Source organism: Hyphomonas beringensis (assembly GCF_000682755.1).
GTDB classification, from domain to species: domain Bacteria; phylum Pseudomonadota; class Alphaproteobacteria; order Caulobacterales; family Hyphomonadaceae; genus Hyphomonas; species Hyphomonas beringensis.
This window is the reverse complement of record NZ_AWFF01000025.1, coordinates 16391-32878: the sequence shown is the minus strand read 5'-3', so window position 1 is coordinate 32878 and position 16488 is coordinate 16391. Positions and strand designations below refer to the sequence as shown.

The window sequence follows — 16488 nt, the reverse complement described above, 5'->3', positions numbered from 1 at the left end:
GGAGATCCCCATGATCAAACACACCGCCTCAGCGATCGCGCTCGCGTTCGTCCTGACCGCCTGTGGCCAGAGCAATCAGGCCCCGGCCCCTACAGAGACTGAGCAAGCCACCGCAAATGCGGAGCAGATGGCTGAAACCAGTGCGCGCCTGAACGCATGGTTCGATGAGAAGTATGAAGAATCCCTGCAGTTCAGCCCGGTGGGTCTCACCATGCTCGGCCGCAAGGACAAGTATGACGAGATCGACTGCTTCACCATCGAATGCATGAAGGAACAGCTCGATTGGCGCGTTGCGGCCACGAAAGAGATGGAAGAGACGTTCGACTACGACGCCCTCTCTCCGGCCGACCAGATTTCCTATGATATCTGGAAGTATCAGACAGACCAGGCCGTCGCCGGCCAGGAATTCATCTATAATGGCTATGTCTTTGATCAGATGAACGGGCTGCAGAGCTTTGCGCCAACCTTCATGATCAACTTCCACCGCGTCGATTCTGCGGAAGACATGCAGGCCTATATCTCGCGTCTCAAGGAAATGGGCCGCGCCCTGGACCAGGCCGTCGGCATTGCAAAGGAATCCGCACGCCGCGGCGTCCACGCGCCGAAATTTGCCTATGAAGGCGTGATTGATCAGTCCCAGAAAGTCATCACGGGGGCTCCTTTCACCGAGGGGGAAGACAGCGCCATCTATGCTGACGCGAAAGGTAAGATTGCCGCGCTGGTCGAGACCGGCAAAGTCTCTGAAGCAGATGGCGATGCCATGCTGGAGGATGTGGAAACCGCCCTGCTGGACCATTTCAAGCCCGCCTATGACAACATCATCGCCTTTGCCGAAGAAGATATGGCGAATTCTCCCGATCCGGACAGCCCGGTCGGCGCGGAAACTCAGCCCAATGGCCAAGCTTATTACAACTATCTGCTCAGCACGCAGACCACGACCGATATGACGGCAGAGCAAATCCATGAGCTCGGCCTGGAAGAAGTGGACCGCATCCATGCCGAGATGGAAGACATCAAGGACCAGGTCGGCTTTGAAGGTTCGCTGCAGGACTTCTTCAAAATGCTGCGCGACTCCAAGGATGACGAGCGCTTCTACTATCCGAATACGGATGAGGGTCGTCAGGCCTATATCGATGATGCCACGACCGTCATCGATAACATCAAGGTGCACCTGCCGGAATTCTTCGGCATCCTGCCGAAAGCAGACCTGGTCGTGAAGCGCGTTGAGCCCTTCCGCGAACAGGACGGCGCTGCGCAGCACTATTATCCGGGCACACCGGACGGCTCGCGCCCAGGCATCTACTACGCTCACCTCTCCGACATGACCGCCATGCCTAAGCGCGAACTCGAAGTGATCGCCTATCATGAGGGCATTCCAGGCCACCACATGCAGATCTCGATCGCACAGGAGCTGACCGGCGTGCCGCAATTCCGTACGCAGGCCGGCTTCACGGCCTATGTCGAGGGCTGGGCGCTTTACTCCGAATGGCTGGCCCAGGAATTTCCGGACACCTATACGGATCCGTACTCCGACTTCGGCCGCCTTGGCTCGGAAATCTGGCGCGCGATCCGACTTGTGGTCGATACCGGCATCCACTCCAAAGGCTGGACCGAGGAAGAAGCAGTTCAATACTTCCTGGACAATGCCGCCATCACTGAAGCTCAGGCCCGCTCTGAAATCCAGCGTTACATCGTAATGCCGGGTCAGGCGACCAGCTACAAGATCGGCATGATGAAGATCCAGGATCTGCGCAGCAAGGCAGAAGGCGAACTGGGCGACAAGTTCGACATCCGCGCCTTCCACGACACCGTTCTGGGTGGCGGCGCGTTGCCGTTGAAGGTTCTGGAACGCCGCGTCGATCAGTGGATCGAGGAACAGAAGGCCTCTTAAGGCAGAACTCGAACACGAACAGATTGGCCCTCCCCTTCTGCGGGGAGGGCTTTTTTGTGCGGCAAGTCTATTTTGTTAGCGCTATCTTGACTTACTTACCCCCCGCCCGGACAGTTGGCAAAAAATGGGAGGGACTATTGAAATCCACAGCTATCACTTTGGGCATATTGGCCCTGACCGCCTGCGCTGGGACACCTGCACCGCAGCCAGCCTCGTCCACACAAGCAACCAATCCCATAATCACGAACATCTTCACCGCAGACCCTGCGCCCATCGTGCATGATGGGCGGCTGTATCTCTATGTCGGCCATGACGAGGCGCACGGCGACCAGATGTTCAACATCACCGAATGGCGCGTCTACTCGACCGACGACATGGCGCACTGGACCGATCACGGCGCCATCATGAAGCCGACGGACTTCAAATGGGCCATCCGCGACGCCTGGGCATCCGAGCCCATCGAGCGGGACGGCAAGTTCTGGCTCTACACAGCCGTCGAGCATGACGAGACAGATGTCGGCAAATCCATCGGCGTCGCCGTTTCAGACAGCCCGACCGGCCCCTTCACCGATGCGCTCGGCCACGCGCTCGTTGCCAATTCGGATACTGACGGCCCTCACGTCTGGGATGATATCGATCCCACGGTCTTTGAGGATGATGACGGCACCTTCTGGCTCTATTGGGGCAATGCCAATCTCTATTACGCGCCCCTGGCGCCGGACATGATCAGTTTCGCAGCCCCAATTCAGAAGGTGGACCTCACGAATTTTGAGGAAGGCCCATGGCTCTTCAAACGCGGCGACCTCTACTACATGGCCTATGCCGGGATCGATGAAGCGGAAAATGAGAACGAACAGCTCTATTACTCCACCGCCCCCACCGTCACCGGCCCGTGGACCTATAGCGGCAAGATCATGGGCCCTGGCGAGAACAGCTTCACGATCCATCCCGGCATCGTGGAATTCCAGGGCGACTGGTATCTCTTCTATCATAATGCGGCGCTCAGCATTGGCGAGGAAGACGGCGCCATTGGCCGCCGCTCGGTGCGCGCAGAACATCTCTACTTCAATGAAGACGGTACGATCCAGCCCGTCACCCCCACAGCGGAAGGTCTGACAATTCCCCGACGGGAATGAAGCGACGTTAGGTCAGGGCTTGTCACAGGCCCTCCCTGCCCTAGGCTTTTGGGCAGGGAGAAAACGCCATGAATCTTGATTTCAGTCCGGAAACGGAAGCCTTTCGCCTGAGGGTCAGAGAGTTTTTCGAAACCGAGTTCCCGAAAGACATCATTGCGAAAAACCGTGCGGGAGAGGCTCTGACTACGGAGGAAGTGCGCCGATCAGAAATGGCGCTTGGCTCCAAAGGCTGGCTCGCCTCTGCCTGGCCAGCGGAATATGGCGGGCCCGGCTGGTCCATCGAGGAACAATATGTCTTCGACGAAGAGCTGGAGCGTGCGGGCGTACCGACGGTCACACCCATGGGCGTCGTCTATGTCGGCCCGGTGATCTACACCTTCGCCTCCGAGGCGCAGAAGCAAAAATGGCTGCCCGGCATCCGCGACGGGTCGGTCGGCTGGGCGCAGGGCTATTCAGAGCCGGGCGCGGGCTCAGACCTCGCCTCGCTTCAGTTCAGCGCGGAGCTGAAAGACGGCACCTATATCCTGAACGGTCACAAGATCTGGACCTCTGCTGCGCAGCATGCGGACTGGATTTTTCTGCTGGCCCGCACCTCGCGCGGAGAGAAAAAGCAACAAGGCATCAGCTTTATCTGCTGCCCTCTGGATGCCCCCGGCGTGACGGTGCGCCCCATCATTACGATTGATGGCAAGCATGTGCTGAATGAAGTTCTGTTTGAAGATGTCGAAGTGCCGGAAGGCCACCGCATTGGCGAAGAAGGCAAGGGCTGGACCTATTCGCAATACCTGCTGGGCTTTGAGCGAACCTCATATGCCCGCATCGGCGGCAAACGCGCCATGCTGCGCCACATTCGCGATATCGCGCGGGCCGCGCCGGATGGTGGCAATCATCGACTGATCGATGAGCCAGGCTTTGCGCGCAAAGTCACTGAGGCCGAGATGGCCGTGGATGGCCTTGAGATGACGGTGTTCCGTATCCTCTCCGCCCTGTCTGCAGGCGGATCACCGGGCGATGCGGCCTCGACGGTAAAGATCCTGGCCACGACCACGCATCAGCAGATTACGGAGCTGATGCTGGAAATGACAGCCTTTCACGCCCAGGCCTTCGGCAAGGCCAGCGCATTACCCTCAGATATCCCGCCCTATGCTGCCCCGGATGTCGCGGCCTATTTCGGCGGGCGGGCGCAATCCATTTATGGCGGGACAAATGAAATCCAGCGCAACATCATCGCGAAGAAGGTGCTGGGCATTTAACGACCCGAGGAATGCGCAAAGGCCGCGCGCTGAACTCACCTTCCGTTGACGGCCTTGCTTATGTTGCAACCGATCACTATGAGACCTTTCAACCGTTTTCAGGAGGTGTCTAGAAGTGATCCTTGAAATTGATGGACGTGAGATCAAAGCGGTTAGCGATTTTCACGACAGATTGATGGCTGCCCCAGGCATGCCTCATTTCTATGGCCGAAACTTTGCTGCACTGAATGACGTCCTGAATGGCTTTATTGAGCGCCCGTTCAAAATAGTCTGGAGAAATGCAGCAGTTTCACGCGCGAACTTGGGGGAGGACTTCAATAAGCTTGTTTGGGTGATGCAGCAGGGTGTTGAGGATACAACTTCCTCTGAACGGAAGTTCGAGTTTGAAATTATCGAATAATCCCTGGGCCTAACGCTGACCCGCCATATCGTTCGGGGTCCCGGATACACCCTGCGGGTTTTCCGAGATGACATAGAAGGAGCATTCATGCCGCCCGCTTCATCCTTCGACTTCGCTCAGAATGAGTCCGTATTTCCGTAGCGCTCATGATGAGCGAAGTCTAAGCACGGGCGCGGGCTCAAAAGTCGTAGGCGATGCCCTTGCGTTCCCAGTCACCATAGCGCGTGGGTTCGATGTTGCGGGGGCCGCCAAGCTCGTCTTCCGGCAGTGCGGCAGCGTCTGCGGCTTCTTTTTCTTTGCGGGCGTCGGCCTCTTCCAGCGCGCGGCGCGCGGCTTCTGGCAAAGCCTTGCGGCGCTCAATCTCTTCCGGGGTAAGGTCGGTCATGACTTCCTCTATACCCTGTGGCGGGCGCTTATGTCTAACGCTTTGGGACAGACTTGAGAAATTGATCCGGAACGCTTGAGGTTGAAATCAGCCAAATAGCAAACCCCGGAACTCTTGATGAATTGTCCAATATTTATGGCCGCTTTGAACTTTAAAGGGAACACAGCTTCGGCATGGCCACGCTTCAAATCCGAACTTGATCGCTGGAAATCGCTCACAGTGTCCTGAAATGTAATGTGTCTACTGATACCATATCCAAGCCTTGCACAGACCTGAACAAAACAGTGTCTTTAGCAAGATGCCACACTGGATATAAAATCAGACCACCCCATATAATATTCTGTTTGCATCAGCTCATAGTCCGCATGTCATTTAAGCAAGCAATGCGTAAGCAAGAAACTGCCAACGGCATTTCGTTAACGCTCGCCATTTAATTTGTGGAAATCCGGAACGAAGAAAGCACGGCAAGCATAAGCCTATGAAAGCTAGGCCTATAAATATACAGACGGAGTTAAGGCCCAATGGGCACACTGAAAACGTTTACTCTATTGGCGGCGCTGACCGCAGTGTTCATGGTTGTCGGCTATTTGATCGGCGGCGTTATGGGCATGGCGATTGCCTTTGTCGTTGCCGCAGGCATGAACATCTTCTCATGGTGGAATGCTGACAAGATCGTGCTGCGCATGCAGGGCGCCAAAGAGGTCACGCCGGATCACGCCTCGCCCATGATGCGCACCTTTGCGAACGATGTCGCGCACCTGGCTGAACGCGCCGGCCTACCTGCCCCGCGTGTCTATGTCATTGAGACGCCGCAGCCGAACGCCTTTGCCACGGGCCGCAACCCGGACAATGCCGCCGTGGCCGCAACCACCGGCCTGCTCGGCAGCCTGTCGCGTGAAGAAGTCGCCGGCGTCATGGCGCACGAACTGGCGCATGTGCAAAACCGCGACACGCTGACCATGACGGTCACCGCCACAATTGCCGGCGCCATCGGCATGCTGGCTAACTTTGCGCTGTTCTTTGGCCGTGAGCGCGCCGGGCTGATCGGCTCGCTGGCCATCATGATCTTTGCGCCACTGGCCGCCGGCCTCGTGCAGATGGCAATCAGCCGCTCGCGCGAATATGAAGCAGACAAGCGCGGCGCCGAGATCTGCGGCAACCCGCTCTGGCTCGCCTCTGCCCTGCAGAAGATCGAACGCGGCGCCCGCGCCTCCATCAATGTGAATGCCGAGCGCAACCCCGCCATGGCGCACATGTATATCGCCAATCCGCTAAGCGGCCGCGGCGCGGACGGTTTGTTCTCGACCCACCCGGCCACCGCCAACCGGATTGAAGCCCTGCGCCGCATGGCGGCAGAGATGGGCGTATCTTCCGAAACCGCTGACGCGCCGCGCCATCAGGCCGGCCCGTGGGGCTAACAGGTACCTGATTTTATGAGTGGAGCCCTCTCCCGGCGCGCGGCCGCCGAACTCCTTATGCTGACTTTGGACAGCCGGCGCACGCTGGATGAAGCCATGGTCCGCTCGGACAGCTTCAATATGCTGGAAGGGTCTGACCGGGGCTTTGCCCGCGTCATGGCCAGTGCAGCCCTGCGCGAACTTGGCCGCATTGATGCGGCCCTGGCGCCCCTGCTCTCCCGGCCACTGGAGGCGACCAGCCCCGCTATCCGCGCCCTGCTGCGCGTCGGGGCCGTACAGCTCTGGCGTCTGGAAACACATGCGCATGCCGCCGTGTCCGAAACGGTGGAAGCTGCCAAGGACTGGCCGGACGCCCGCTCTGGCGGCGGGTTCCTGAACGCCGTCCTTCGCCGCGCTGCAGAGATGCCCTGCCCGCTGGATGATCTGCCCGCCACAGACATCTGGCCAGACTGGCTCGCCGCGCGGTTCGAAGCAGATCTTGGCGCAGACGCAGCCAGCGCCTTTGCGACCCACCAATTGGAAGAGCCGCCGATTTTCCTCTCCGCGAAGACATCCGCTGAAGACGTGGCCACGGCAACGGGGGGCGAGATCACACACAGCGGCTCCGTCCGGCTTGAGAGCGCCATGATTGAAACGCTGCCCGGGTATGAAGACGGCGATTGGTGGGTCCAGGACGCCGCCGCGGCCCTGCCCGCCCGGCTGCTCGATGTTCAATCCGGCGAAACGGTGATCGACCTCTGCGCCGCGCCCGGCGGCAAGACACTGCAGCTTGCCGCAACCGGCGCGAACGTCACGGCAGTCGACCGGTCCAAGCCCCGCCTTGAGCGCCTGCGCGAAAATCTGGAGCGCACGGGCCTCACCGCAGACATCATTGCGGCGAATGCGGATGAGTGGCGTCCACAAGCTCCGGCCTCGAAACTTCTGCTCGACGCGCCCTGCTCTGCTCTTGGGACGCTGCGCCGTCACCCGGAAGGGGCCTGGATCAAACGCGAGGCCGAGATTGACCGCTTCCCCACGGCGCAGGCCCGCCTGCTGGCGTCAGCAGCGGACATGGTCTCGCCCGGTGGCATGGTCATCTATTGTGTGTGCACACCTCTCAAAGCCGAAGGATCGGATATTGTCGCACAGGCGATTTCCGACGGCCTGTATGAGCGGATTACCATCACGGAAGCGGAAATTCCCGGCTTTGAGGCTAGTCTCACGCCAGAGGGAGACCTTCTAACCCTCCCGAGCCCGAATGCTGGTCACGACGCGTTCTACATTGCGCGCCTGAAACGCCTCTGAGGCCCAAATTTTCCTTTGGTTACTGCGGGATGAACAGCTTCGCCATCAAAAGGTCTCCAAGAATTCATCTGCTATTCAGGCAAAATCGTGCAAATAACCTGCATCAAATGTGCAGGGAGCACTTCAATATGACCAAGACCTTTTCCCCCAGCAAGATTGCCGCAGGCACCTTTGCCGCGCTGACCCTCGCCCTTGCAGGCTGTGCCAACAATTACGGCACCAGTTCGGCAAGCCCGGCTGCCGTCGGCCAGGCATCCAGTGTCTATCACGGCACAGTGACATCCGTTCGCCAGATCACCATTCAGTCTGATCGCTCGCTGATCGGTACCGCAACAGGCGCCGTGCTTGGCGGCCTGGCTGGCTCCGAGCTTGGCGGCGGCGACAAGGCCCAGACCGCAGGTGCCATTGGTGGCGCGGTTCTCGGTGGCCTCGCCGGTAACGAAGCCGGTAAAGCCGTCGGCAAGAAGCAGGGCTATGCCTACATTGTTCGCTTCTCCAATGGCGAAGTGAAGGAAATCATCCAGGGCGCAGATGTTTACATCGCGCCCGGCACCCCGGTGGACATCATTGCCGGTGCCGATGGATGGAAGCTGGTACCCGCAGGCTACTAAAGCCCTGCAAACGCTAAAAACGGACAGCCGGTCGCCTTGTGCGGTCGGCTGTTCCAGCATAGGGAGGCACTATGCAAAACGTGCTTATTTCCCCCTCGATTCTCTCCGCTGACTTCGCCCGTCTGGGCGAGGAAATTGCCGCCATTGATCAGGCCGGTGCCGACATGATTCATATCGATGTCATGGACGGACACTTTGTCCCGAATCTGACATTCGGCCCGCCCGTCATTGAAAAATTGCGGCCCTGCACGGACAAACCGTTCGACGTGCACCTGATGATTGCCCCGGTGGATCCTTTCATCACGGCCTTTGCCAAGGCTGGCGCGAACATCCTGACGGTACACCCTGAAGCCGGTCCGCACCTGCATCGCACGATCCAGGCGATTCGCGCCGCTGGCATGCGTCCGGGCGTTGCACTGAACCCGGCGACCCCGGCGAGTATTGTGGAACCCGTGCTGGATGATATCGACCTCATCCTTGTCATGTCCGTGAACCCGGGCTTTGGCGGGCAGGCCTTTATCGACAGCCAGCTGCGCAAAGTGCAGCAATTGCGGGCGATGATCGACCAGACCGGGCGGAACATCATTCTTGAGATCGATGGCGGCCTGAATGCGGAGACTGCCCCAAAAGCCATCGCTGCCGGGGTTAATGCAATTGTAGCGGGCTCTGCCGTTTTCAAGGGCGGCGCATCAGCATATGCTAACAATATTCGGGCACTTAAACCCGGCGTAAAAGTATAGTTTACAACAGAATGGACGGTGGACGTGGGAGGCGCAGACAGCGAAATTCTGGCTGATCGTACCAGATCAGGCGCTGATGACGCTGCCTTGTGGCGCCGTTTCCGGGGCGTTGCCGGCGATGACGCCAAGGTTGGCGTGCTGCAGAGATTGAAACTGTCCGGGCCGATTCCGGAACGGTTTTCCCACCATCTGAAACGCCTTGTCCCGGCCGATGATCGCCGCACAGACGCCCTGATGCGCGATACCTGGCGAATCGGCATGGAGCGGCTCACCCTTGCGCCCGGCCAGCCGCCTTGGTCTGTCCCGCTTCCATCCAAGCATTTTGCCGACCGGCTGCATCGTTTTTCCTGGCTGCCTGATCTTTTTGCACAAGGCGAGCTGGGCGCAGGCCGCGCCCTGCGTTTCGTGGATGACTGGATTGAAGGCCATGGCGGCTTCAATGGTTTCTCCTGGCGACTTGGCCCGACCAGCGTGCGCTGCTGGAACTGGATGCTATGCGCGCCGGAACTGTTCGAGACCGGAACACAGGAAATCCGCCAGGCGCGCCTTGAATGTCTCGTCCGCCAGCTGCGTTACCTTTCCGATCAGGTCGACGCGGCAACAGACCCCAAGGCCCGCTGGAACAGCTCTGTCACCATTGTGGCCGGTGCGCTCTGCATTGATCGCGCCATGAGCATGGACAGCGCGCTGGCCCGGCTGGACGCCGAATGCACGGCGCAGATCCTTCCCGATGGCGGCCATGTCAGCCGCAGTCCCTCGCGCGCGCTGCACGTGCTGGTGCACTTGTTGACCTTGCAGGACCTGTTTCGCCGCGCCGGATATCCGGAACCGGACTTTTTCGACAAATGGATCCCGCGCGTCGGGGCCATGGTCGCCTTCTTCCGGGCTGGCGATGGTGCCCTGAACCCGTTCAATGATGGCGATGAAGGCCGACCGGAAGTCGTTGAGGCGGCCCTGGCCCTGCTGCCAGCGCCGCCCCGCCGTTTCACCTTTGCGCCAAAATCCGGCTTCCAGAAGCTGGAAAAGAACGGCCTGCGCCTTGTGCTGGATTGCGGCGAGGCCCCTGCCCGGCCATTCGGGGATTTCGCCCATGCCGGCGCGCTTGGCTTTGAGCTGTCCGATGGCCCGGCCCGTCTGGTGACATCCTGCGCCTACAGCGCGGAAGTGAATGTGGACTGGCAGGCCGCCGTTCGCCGTACCGGCGCCCATTCAACCCTTGTTCTGGCAGGACGTGATTCGTCGCATTTTGCCCTGAATGAAGAATCACGCCTGCTGGCCGCAAGTGGTCCGGACGGCATTTCAGCCAAGCGCCTGGAAGAAGCGGACGAAATCTGGCTTGATGCGCAGCATGGCGGCTACAAGTCTCCCTGTGGTCTTTTGCATCGCCGCCGCCTGTTCATGTCGGGTGACGGAAAGCGCCTTGCTGGTGAGGATTCTCTGGTTCGTCCGATCTCCCAGCCCCCGTCCGATGACCGCATGTTCATTGGCTTCGAGATACGCTTTCACTTACACCCGACCGTTACAGCCATGATGGGGCGCGATGCGATTCGCCTGGTCTGCGATGACGGGACCGTCTGGCGTTTCAAGACGAGTCATGAGGGTGCACGTCTGGAACGAACCGTTTATTTAGGTCGCGGTGTGGTTGAAAGACCGGAGCAAATCGTTATGGCTGGTTATGCCGATCCTAATGGAGATGGACAACAGCCGCCGAATTGTATCCGGTGGGCCTTTCTGAAGGAAGAAGCATCATGACCCCGAAACATGCAGCGCGTCGCGCCATGATGCTGACCCTGGGATTCGACATCCTGATGGCTCTGGCGGCAATGTCTTCTGCTGTTGTGCTTGTCTGGTCCTCTGAAGGGCAGCGGGGCTCCTTCCCCGCGCTCTCTCTGGCCCTGAGTACGCTTTCCTTCGGCGTCTCTGTAGCCGTGTCCTTTGTCATCATGGGCATCCAGAAGCAGGTCTGGCGCCATCTGGGCTGGCCGGATGCCGTGCGCATTTTCCAGGCCATCTGCCTGTCCGCCCTTATCTACCTGCCGGGCATGCTGCTTCTCAACGGCCTGCTGGCAACACCGCTCGCCAGCCTGATGGTGGCGCTGGTGCTTTGGACGATCGGCCTGTTCGCCGGCCGCATGTATGCCTTGTCGCGGTCTACGCACGAGCCGTTCCAGATCTTCAGTCCGATTGCCAAGAATGGTCAGCCAGTCCTACTTGTCGGGGATTCACAAAGCTGCTTTCACGTCATCCGGCGCATCCAGTCTTCGCCACAGAGCAGCAAAGTCCGCCTGCTGGGCCTGGTCGAGACACAGGCGACAGAGCCCGGCCGGGCGATTCGCGGGATCCCGATCATGGGCTCACTGGAAGAGCTTGGCGGAATCATCGAAGTGATCGCCGTTCGCTACAAACAGGTTCCCTGGATTGCCGTTACAGGCGCGGCCCGCAACCGCGATACGATGCTGAAAGTTCTGGAGACCGCATCTGACCATGGCGCCGAGATCATGGCGCTGAACCGGGATGAAGCGGCGCAGGTACTGGAGCCTGTCCGCCCGGCAGACCTGCTGTCTCGCCCGGAACGTCACCTGTCCATTGAGCCGGTCCGCAACCTTGTTGAAAACGCCAATGTCCTCGTCACCGGTGGAGGCGGCACAATCGGCTCAGAGCTGACCCGCCAGATCGCGCGCCTCTCCCCCGCCTCCCTCACCGTATTCGACGCCTCTGAGTACAATCTCTATTCCATCGATATGGAACTGGCCGGCATCCTGCCAAAGGGCTGCCATACGGCGCGCCTCGGCGATGTCCGAGACGTCAATCGCGTGCGCGATGCGTTCAGCCGCGCACAGCCCGACGTCGTGATCCATGCCGCTGCGCTCAAACATGTGCCGCTGATGGAGCGCAATATCTGCGAAGCCATCCTCACCAATGTGGCTGGCGCGATCCATTCCGTGCAGGCCGCCGCCGCTGTCGGCGCCAAACGCTTCGTCTTCATCTCCACCGACAAGGCAGTAGACCCGGACAATGTCATGGGTGCCACCAAGCGTCTGGCCGAGATGGCGATCACCCAGATCGCTGCCGAATCCGGCATCGCCGCCTCCATTGTCCGTTTCGGCAATGTGCTCGGCTCCTCCGGCTCTGTTGTGCCGTTGTTCGAAAAGCAGATCGCCGCGGGCGGGCCTGTGACGCTGACCGATCCGAATGTCACGCGCTATTTCATGACCGTGGAAGAGGCCTCCTCCCTCGTTCTGCAAGCCGCAACGCTGCAGGACACGCCGGCCCATACCGGCCTGTTCGTGCTGGATATGGGGGAGCCCATGCAGATCCTGCAGCTGGCCGAGACCATGATCCGCCTGAAGGGCCTGGTGCCTGGCGTGGACATCAAGATCACCACGACCGGCCTGCGCGATGGCGAGAAAATGCATGAAGTGCTGACCTATAAGCATGAGCATGTCAGCACGACACCGGTCGATGGCGTCAACCGCGTCGACAATTGCACCGTGCCGTCGGAACTCTTCGAAAAGCGCCTGAAGGAAATCATCGAGGCCGCCTCCCGCCGTGAACGGTCCGAGGCCCTGCGCCTTCTGGGCGTGCTGGTGCCGGAATATGCCGCCGATCGCGCTGAAAAGGCGCGGCGCTGGAGCGCTTGACGCACGGCCCTTTCATGCTACGCCCCGCGCATTGCTATCCAGCCTGCGCCAGAGGACTTTCCCATGACTGATGCCGCCACGAGCGGAGCCCCCGTTCGCATTCGCCGCGCCCTCCTGTCCGTTTCCGACAAGACCGGCCTTGTAGACCAGGCCCGAAAGCTGGCCGAAAAGGGTGTCGAGCTCGTCTCCACCGGCGGCACATCGAAACTCCTCAAGGAAGCCGGCCTTGAGGTGAAAGACGTCGCAGACCTCACCGGCTTCCCGGAAATGATGGATGGCCGCGTGAAGACGCTGCACCCGGCCGTACATGGCGGCCTGCTCTATCTGCGCGACAATCCCTCCCACGTGAAAGACGCCGAGACCCACGGCATCGGCGCGATCGATCTGATCTACGTCAATCTCTACCCGTTCGAAGCGACCGTTGCCTCCGGCGCGGACTTCGAAACCTGCATCGAGAATATCGACATTGGCGGCCCGGCCATGCTGCGCGCGGCGGCCAAGAACGGCGCCTTCGTGGCCGTCTGTACCGATGGCGGCGATGTCGACAAGGTGCTGGAAGAGATGGACGCGAATGACGGCGACGTCTCGGTTGCCCTCTGCCGCAAGCTGGCCGCGAAAACCTATGCCCGCACCGCCGCCTACGACGCTGCCATCTCCAGCTGGTATGCTGCTCAGCTGGACGAGACGGCGCCGGACTGGGCGGCCCTCGGCGGCAAGCTGCAGCAGAGCCTGCGCTATGGCGAAAACCCGCACCAGAAAGCTGCCTTCTATGTCACCGGGGAGCAGCGCCCCGGCGTCGCCACGGCGAAACAGCTGCAGGGCAAGGAACTCTCCTACAACAATATCAACGATACTGACGCGGCCTATGAACTGATCGGTGAGCTTGGCGCAGAGACGCCTGCCGTCGCCATCATCAAGCACGCCAATCCCTGCGGTGTCGCGCAAGGCGCCAGCATCATCGAAGCCTACCGCGCGGCGCTCTCCTGCGACTCGACCTCTGCCTTCGGCGGCATCGTTGCCCTGAACCGTGCCCTCGACGAAGAGACCGCAAAAGAGATCTCCCAGATCTTCACCGAAGTCGTCATCGCGCCGGGCGCCGACGCCGCGGCCGAAGCGATCTTCGCCAAGAAAAAGAACCTCCGCCTCCTGATCACCGAAGGCCTTCCCGATCCGGCCTCTGCCGGACGGTTCGTGAAAACCGTCGCAGGCGGCTTCCTGATGCAGGACCGGGACTTTGGTCGAATCACGAAGGCAGACCTGAAAGTCGTCACCAAGAAAGCGCCGACTGAGCAGGAGCTGGAAGACATGCTGTTCGCCTGGCGCGTCGCCAAGCACGTCAAATCCAACACGATCATCTATGCGAAAGACGGCGCAACGGTCGGCATCGGTGCAGGTCAGATGAGCCGCATCGATAGCGCTCGCATCGCCGCGCGCAAGGCCGAAGACGCCGCAGAAGTGGCCGGCTGGGCAGAGCCGAAGACCAAGGGCTGCGTTGCTGCGTCCGACGCCTTCTTCCCTTTCCCGGACGGCCTGCTGCAAGCCGCATCTGCCGGCGCCAGCGCCGTGATCCAGCCGGGCGGCTCGATCCGCGATGATGAAGTCATCGCCGCCGCCGACGAAGCCGGCCTCGCCATGGTCTTCACCGGCATGCGCCACTTCCGCCACTAAGCGAAAAACACCGGCCCAATCCCCCTCTCCCCTTGGGAGAGGGGTTCGGGGTGAGGCATCACGCAAAGTCCGGCGCATACGGAAGGCGGCGGCAACGAAAACGATTTTCGCCATGGCAGATCATGACGCGGAGAGCGGAAAAAGCCACGCTCCCGGTCCGCAGCGGCGCCTACCACCTCAAATATCTTGCTCAAATTGAAAGAAAAATGCTTCGCACCCCTCCTGGGGGGCACGAAAGAAGAATTGCGAGCGCAGATAAGGGTCAGACACATCCATCGTCAAAGGACGGCCCAAGATGAAAAAGAACCTGATTGTCGCAACGGCCATGCTCGGCCTGTTTACCTCCCTTTCCGCATGCGGAACGGTCGCCGGAGCCGCTGGATCAGCGATTGCCGGCTCCGCCGCAAGTGGCGCTCTGGCAAGCGGCGGGAACAAGGCACGGTTTTCGCGCCAGAGCTGTGAAGAGCTGGAACAGGAAATCGCCGGCGCCAAGCGCTCTATGATGAACCCGGCGAACATTCCCTATGCGCGCTCCTACATCAAAGGCGCCCGCGAGGCGGCCGAAGAGAAAGAATGCGGACTGGAAGGCTGACCTCCTTCGGGCCACGTGAAAACAGGCCTGAGAGTCAAAGCCTCATGGGGGAGTAACTTGTGGGTATACCCCCTGTAAGATGCCTGCCCTGAGACAACCTGCTTCTGCTGATCGCCAATTAGATCAGCAGAAGCAGGCCAAAAGGCCTGGACCGGATCTCACGAAAGGCATATCCCAATCCAACCGGTATCCATCCCGCGCCAGACTTGCGCGCATGGATCCGCACTACCGCCTCTTCTTCAAACATGTCTGGCCATTCTGCTGGCCGTGGCTGTGGTGGAATCTGGTGCGGTTGACCGAATGGCGCCGCCGGACGGGGCGGAATGTGTTTGTCGTCGTCGACAAGCTCGGCAATGTCTACATTCAGTATGTGGGTGATATCGCAGGTGCCGACAGGCCCTACACATATCAGCCCCCGAAAGTGCGCGCATGGGAACGCCTCGCGCCCGGCAATCCCCTGCCGGAGGCTGAGCCATTTTGCATGCCCCTATCCGCAGGCAATCCTTGCCGGGAGCGGATTATCTATTCCGGAACATACAGCATCCGCACGCGAGCCCCGCCAGCGCGGCTATCCCCCGCAAACGGGGTTAGCATGAAAAGCATCCCGATCACCGGACGGCCACCGCCGCGCCGGCCGCACGTGCTGGTTACAGCGTGAACTGACCTTCGATCACCGTTACCGACGTGCCGATCAGCTTGACCCGGTCGCCTTCCAGCCGCGTATCGATGAACGCGCCGCGCCCCGGATAGGCCTGAAAACATTTCAGATCATTCTGTTCGAAGCGCTCGCTCATCACACGGGCCAGCATGGTGTGCCAGCTGCCCGTGGCCGGGTCTTCATCAATTCCGCTGCCCGGCGCAAAGAACCGGCTGGTGACATCCACCTCTGCCCCGCCCGCCGCGAAGCAGCCGAAGTTTCCGCGGTCCCAGCCTTCGCCTGGCGCACCCAGATCTTTCAGGGCCTTCAGGTCTGGCGTCAGCGCCTTCACCTCTTCCGGTGTTTCGAACCGGGCCGCATAGAACATCCCGCCCCAGGCCTGAACCGGCCGCGCGCCCAATGCTCTGGCCACCTCATCCGTTACCGGAATTTCCTTGATCGGGGCGGACGGGAAATCCATCTCCAGCGCGCCACTGCTCAGCTTGCGCACGACCAGCCTGCCGGACTTGACCGTATCGAAGTGGATCGCCTCACCCTCAAAGCCCAGCTCATTGAACAGAACGTGCGCGCTGGCGAGCGTCGCATGACCGCAGAGCGGCACTTCCACGGCCGGCGTGAACCAGCGCAGATTCCAGACGCCCTCACCGGTCGGCACAATATAGGCCGTCTCGGCCACATTGTTCTCTGCGGCAATCGCCTGTAATGTCTCGTCTGGAAGAAACTCCTCCAGCGGCATGATGCAGGCTTGGTTCCCCTCGAACGGCTTCGAGGCAAAGGCATCGACCTGGTAGAAGGGAATTTTCGTCATCGC

Annotated in this window: 15 protein-coding genes; 13 read left to right on the top strand and 2 right to left on the bottom strand. The window is 60.3% G+C overall.

The genetic code is table 11. From position 1 onward, the window contains the following. The first annotated feature begins 10 nt into the window (after positions 1 to 10). The 4 genes from HY29_RS03265 (at position 11) to HY29_RS03250 (ending at position 4680) form a co-directional block, all read left to right on the top strand. Positions 11 to 1891: a DUF885 domain-containing protein gene (locus tag HY29_RS03265; RefSeq protein ID WP_034792099.1), complete on the top strand. Its 1881-nt coding sequence runs from the start codon at positions 11 to 13 to the stop codon at positions 1889 to 1891. A gap of 137 nt (positions 1892 to 2028) precedes the next feature. Continuing rightward, a complete protein-coding gene (locus HY29_RS03260; RefSeq protein WP_051601086.1) occupies positions 2029 to 3027 on the top strand; it encodes a glycoside hydrolase family 43 protein in 999 nt (332 codons plus the stop codon). Between the two features lie 68 nt (positions 3028 to 3095). After that, complete coding sequence (locus HY29_RS03255) at positions 3096 to 4280, top strand: acyl-CoA dehydrogenase family protein (RefSeq protein WP_034792097.1); 1185 nt, start codon at positions 3096 to 3098, stop codon at positions 4278 to 4280. Between the two features lie 115 nt (positions 4281 to 4395). Next, entirely contained in the window at positions 4396 to 4680 is a 285-nt protein-coding gene (locus tag HY29_RS03250; protein ID WP_034792095.1) for a barstar family protein, read from the top strand. Positions 4681 to 4858: 178 nt separating this feature from the next. Here HY29_RS03250 and HY29_RS03245 read toward each other — a convergent pair whose 3' ends face one another. Then, entirely contained in the window at positions 4859 to 5065 is a 207-nt protein-coding gene (locus tag HY29_RS03245; RefSeq protein ID WP_034792093.1) for a DUF1674 domain-containing protein, read from the bottom strand. Between the two features lie 521 nt (positions 5066 to 5586). On the opposite strand from HY29_RS03245, the gene htpX reads away from it, so the two are divergent. The 9 genes from htpX to HY29_RS03200 all read left to right on the top strand — a co-directional run bounded on the left by htpX (position 5587) and on the right by HY29_RS03200 (position 15677). Beyond that, complete coding sequence (gene htpX, locus HY29_RS03240) at positions 5587 to 6483, top strand: zinc metalloprotease HtpX (RefSeq protein WP_034792092.1); 897 nt, start codon at positions 5587 to 5589, stop codon at positions 6481 to 6483. Between the two features lie 15 nt (positions 6484 to 6498). Further along, the gene (locus HY29_RS03235; protein WP_034792062.1) at positions 6499 to 7767 is read left to right on the top strand and encodes an RsmB/NOP family class I SAM-dependent RNA methyltransferase; all 1269 of its coding nucleotides are present in this window, start codon (positions 6499 to 6501) and stop codon (positions 7765 to 7767) included. A 128-nt stretch (positions 7768 to 7895) separates the two neighbouring features. Then, entirely contained in the window at positions 7896 to 8378 is a 483-nt protein-coding gene (locus HY29_RS03230; protein WP_051601085.1) for an outer membrane lipoprotein, read from the top strand. 71 nt (positions 8379 to 8449) lie between these two features. After that, positions 8450 to 9118 carry a ribulose-phosphate 3-epimerase gene (gene rpe, locus HY29_RS03225; RefSeq protein WP_034792060.1) on the top strand — a complete coding sequence of 223 codons (669 nt, stop codon included), beginning with the start codon at positions 8450 to 8452 and terminating at the stop codon, positions 9116 to 9118. Positions 9119 to 9142: 24 nt separating this feature from the next. After that, entirely contained in the window at positions 9143 to 10870 is a 1728-nt protein-coding gene (locus tag HY29_RS03220) for a heparinase II/III family protein (protein WP_051601101.1), read from the top strand. Next, a complete protein-coding gene (locus tag HY29_RS03215; RefSeq protein WP_051601084.1) occupies positions 10867 to 12759 on the top strand; it encodes a polysaccharide biosynthesis protein in 1893 nt (630 codons plus the stop codon). Before HY29_RS03220 ends, HY29_RS03215 begins: the two co-directional genes overlap by 4 nt. A 63-nt stretch (positions 12760 to 12822) precedes the next feature. Next, positions 12823 to 14427 carry a bifunctional phosphoribosylaminoimidazolecarboxamide formyltransferase/IMP cyclohydrolase gene (gene purH / locus HY29_RS03210; RefSeq protein ID WP_034792057.1) on the top strand — a complete coding sequence of 535 codons (1605 nt, stop codon included), beginning with the start codon at positions 12823 to 12825 and terminating at the stop codon, positions 14425 to 14427. A gap of 295 nt (positions 14428 to 14722) precedes the next feature. Further along, positions 14723 to 15019, top strand: a complete 297-nt coding sequence (locus HY29_RS03205; RefSeq protein ID WP_034792050.1) for a hypothetical protein — start codon at positions 14723 to 14725, stop codon at positions 15017 to 15019. A 214-nt stretch (positions 15020 to 15233) separates the two neighbouring features. Then, positions 15234 to 15677 carry a hypothetical protein gene (locus HY29_RS03200; RefSeq protein WP_034792045.1) on the top strand — a complete coding sequence of 148 codons (444 nt, stop codon included), beginning with the start codon at positions 15234 to 15236 and terminating at the stop codon, positions 15675 to 15677. On the opposite strand, the gene HY29_RS03195 is transcribed toward HY29_RS03200, so the two are convergent. After that, positions 15667 to 16485 (bottom strand): PhzF family phenazine biosynthesis protein, encoded by an 819-nt coding sequence (locus HY29_RS03195; protein WP_034792043.1) that lies wholly within the window; start codon positions 16483 to 16485, stop codon positions 15667 to 15669. The two genes, HY29_RS03200 and HY29_RS03195, sit on opposite strands and share 11 nt — an antisense overlap. Positions 16486 to 16488 lie beyond the last annotated feature (3 nt).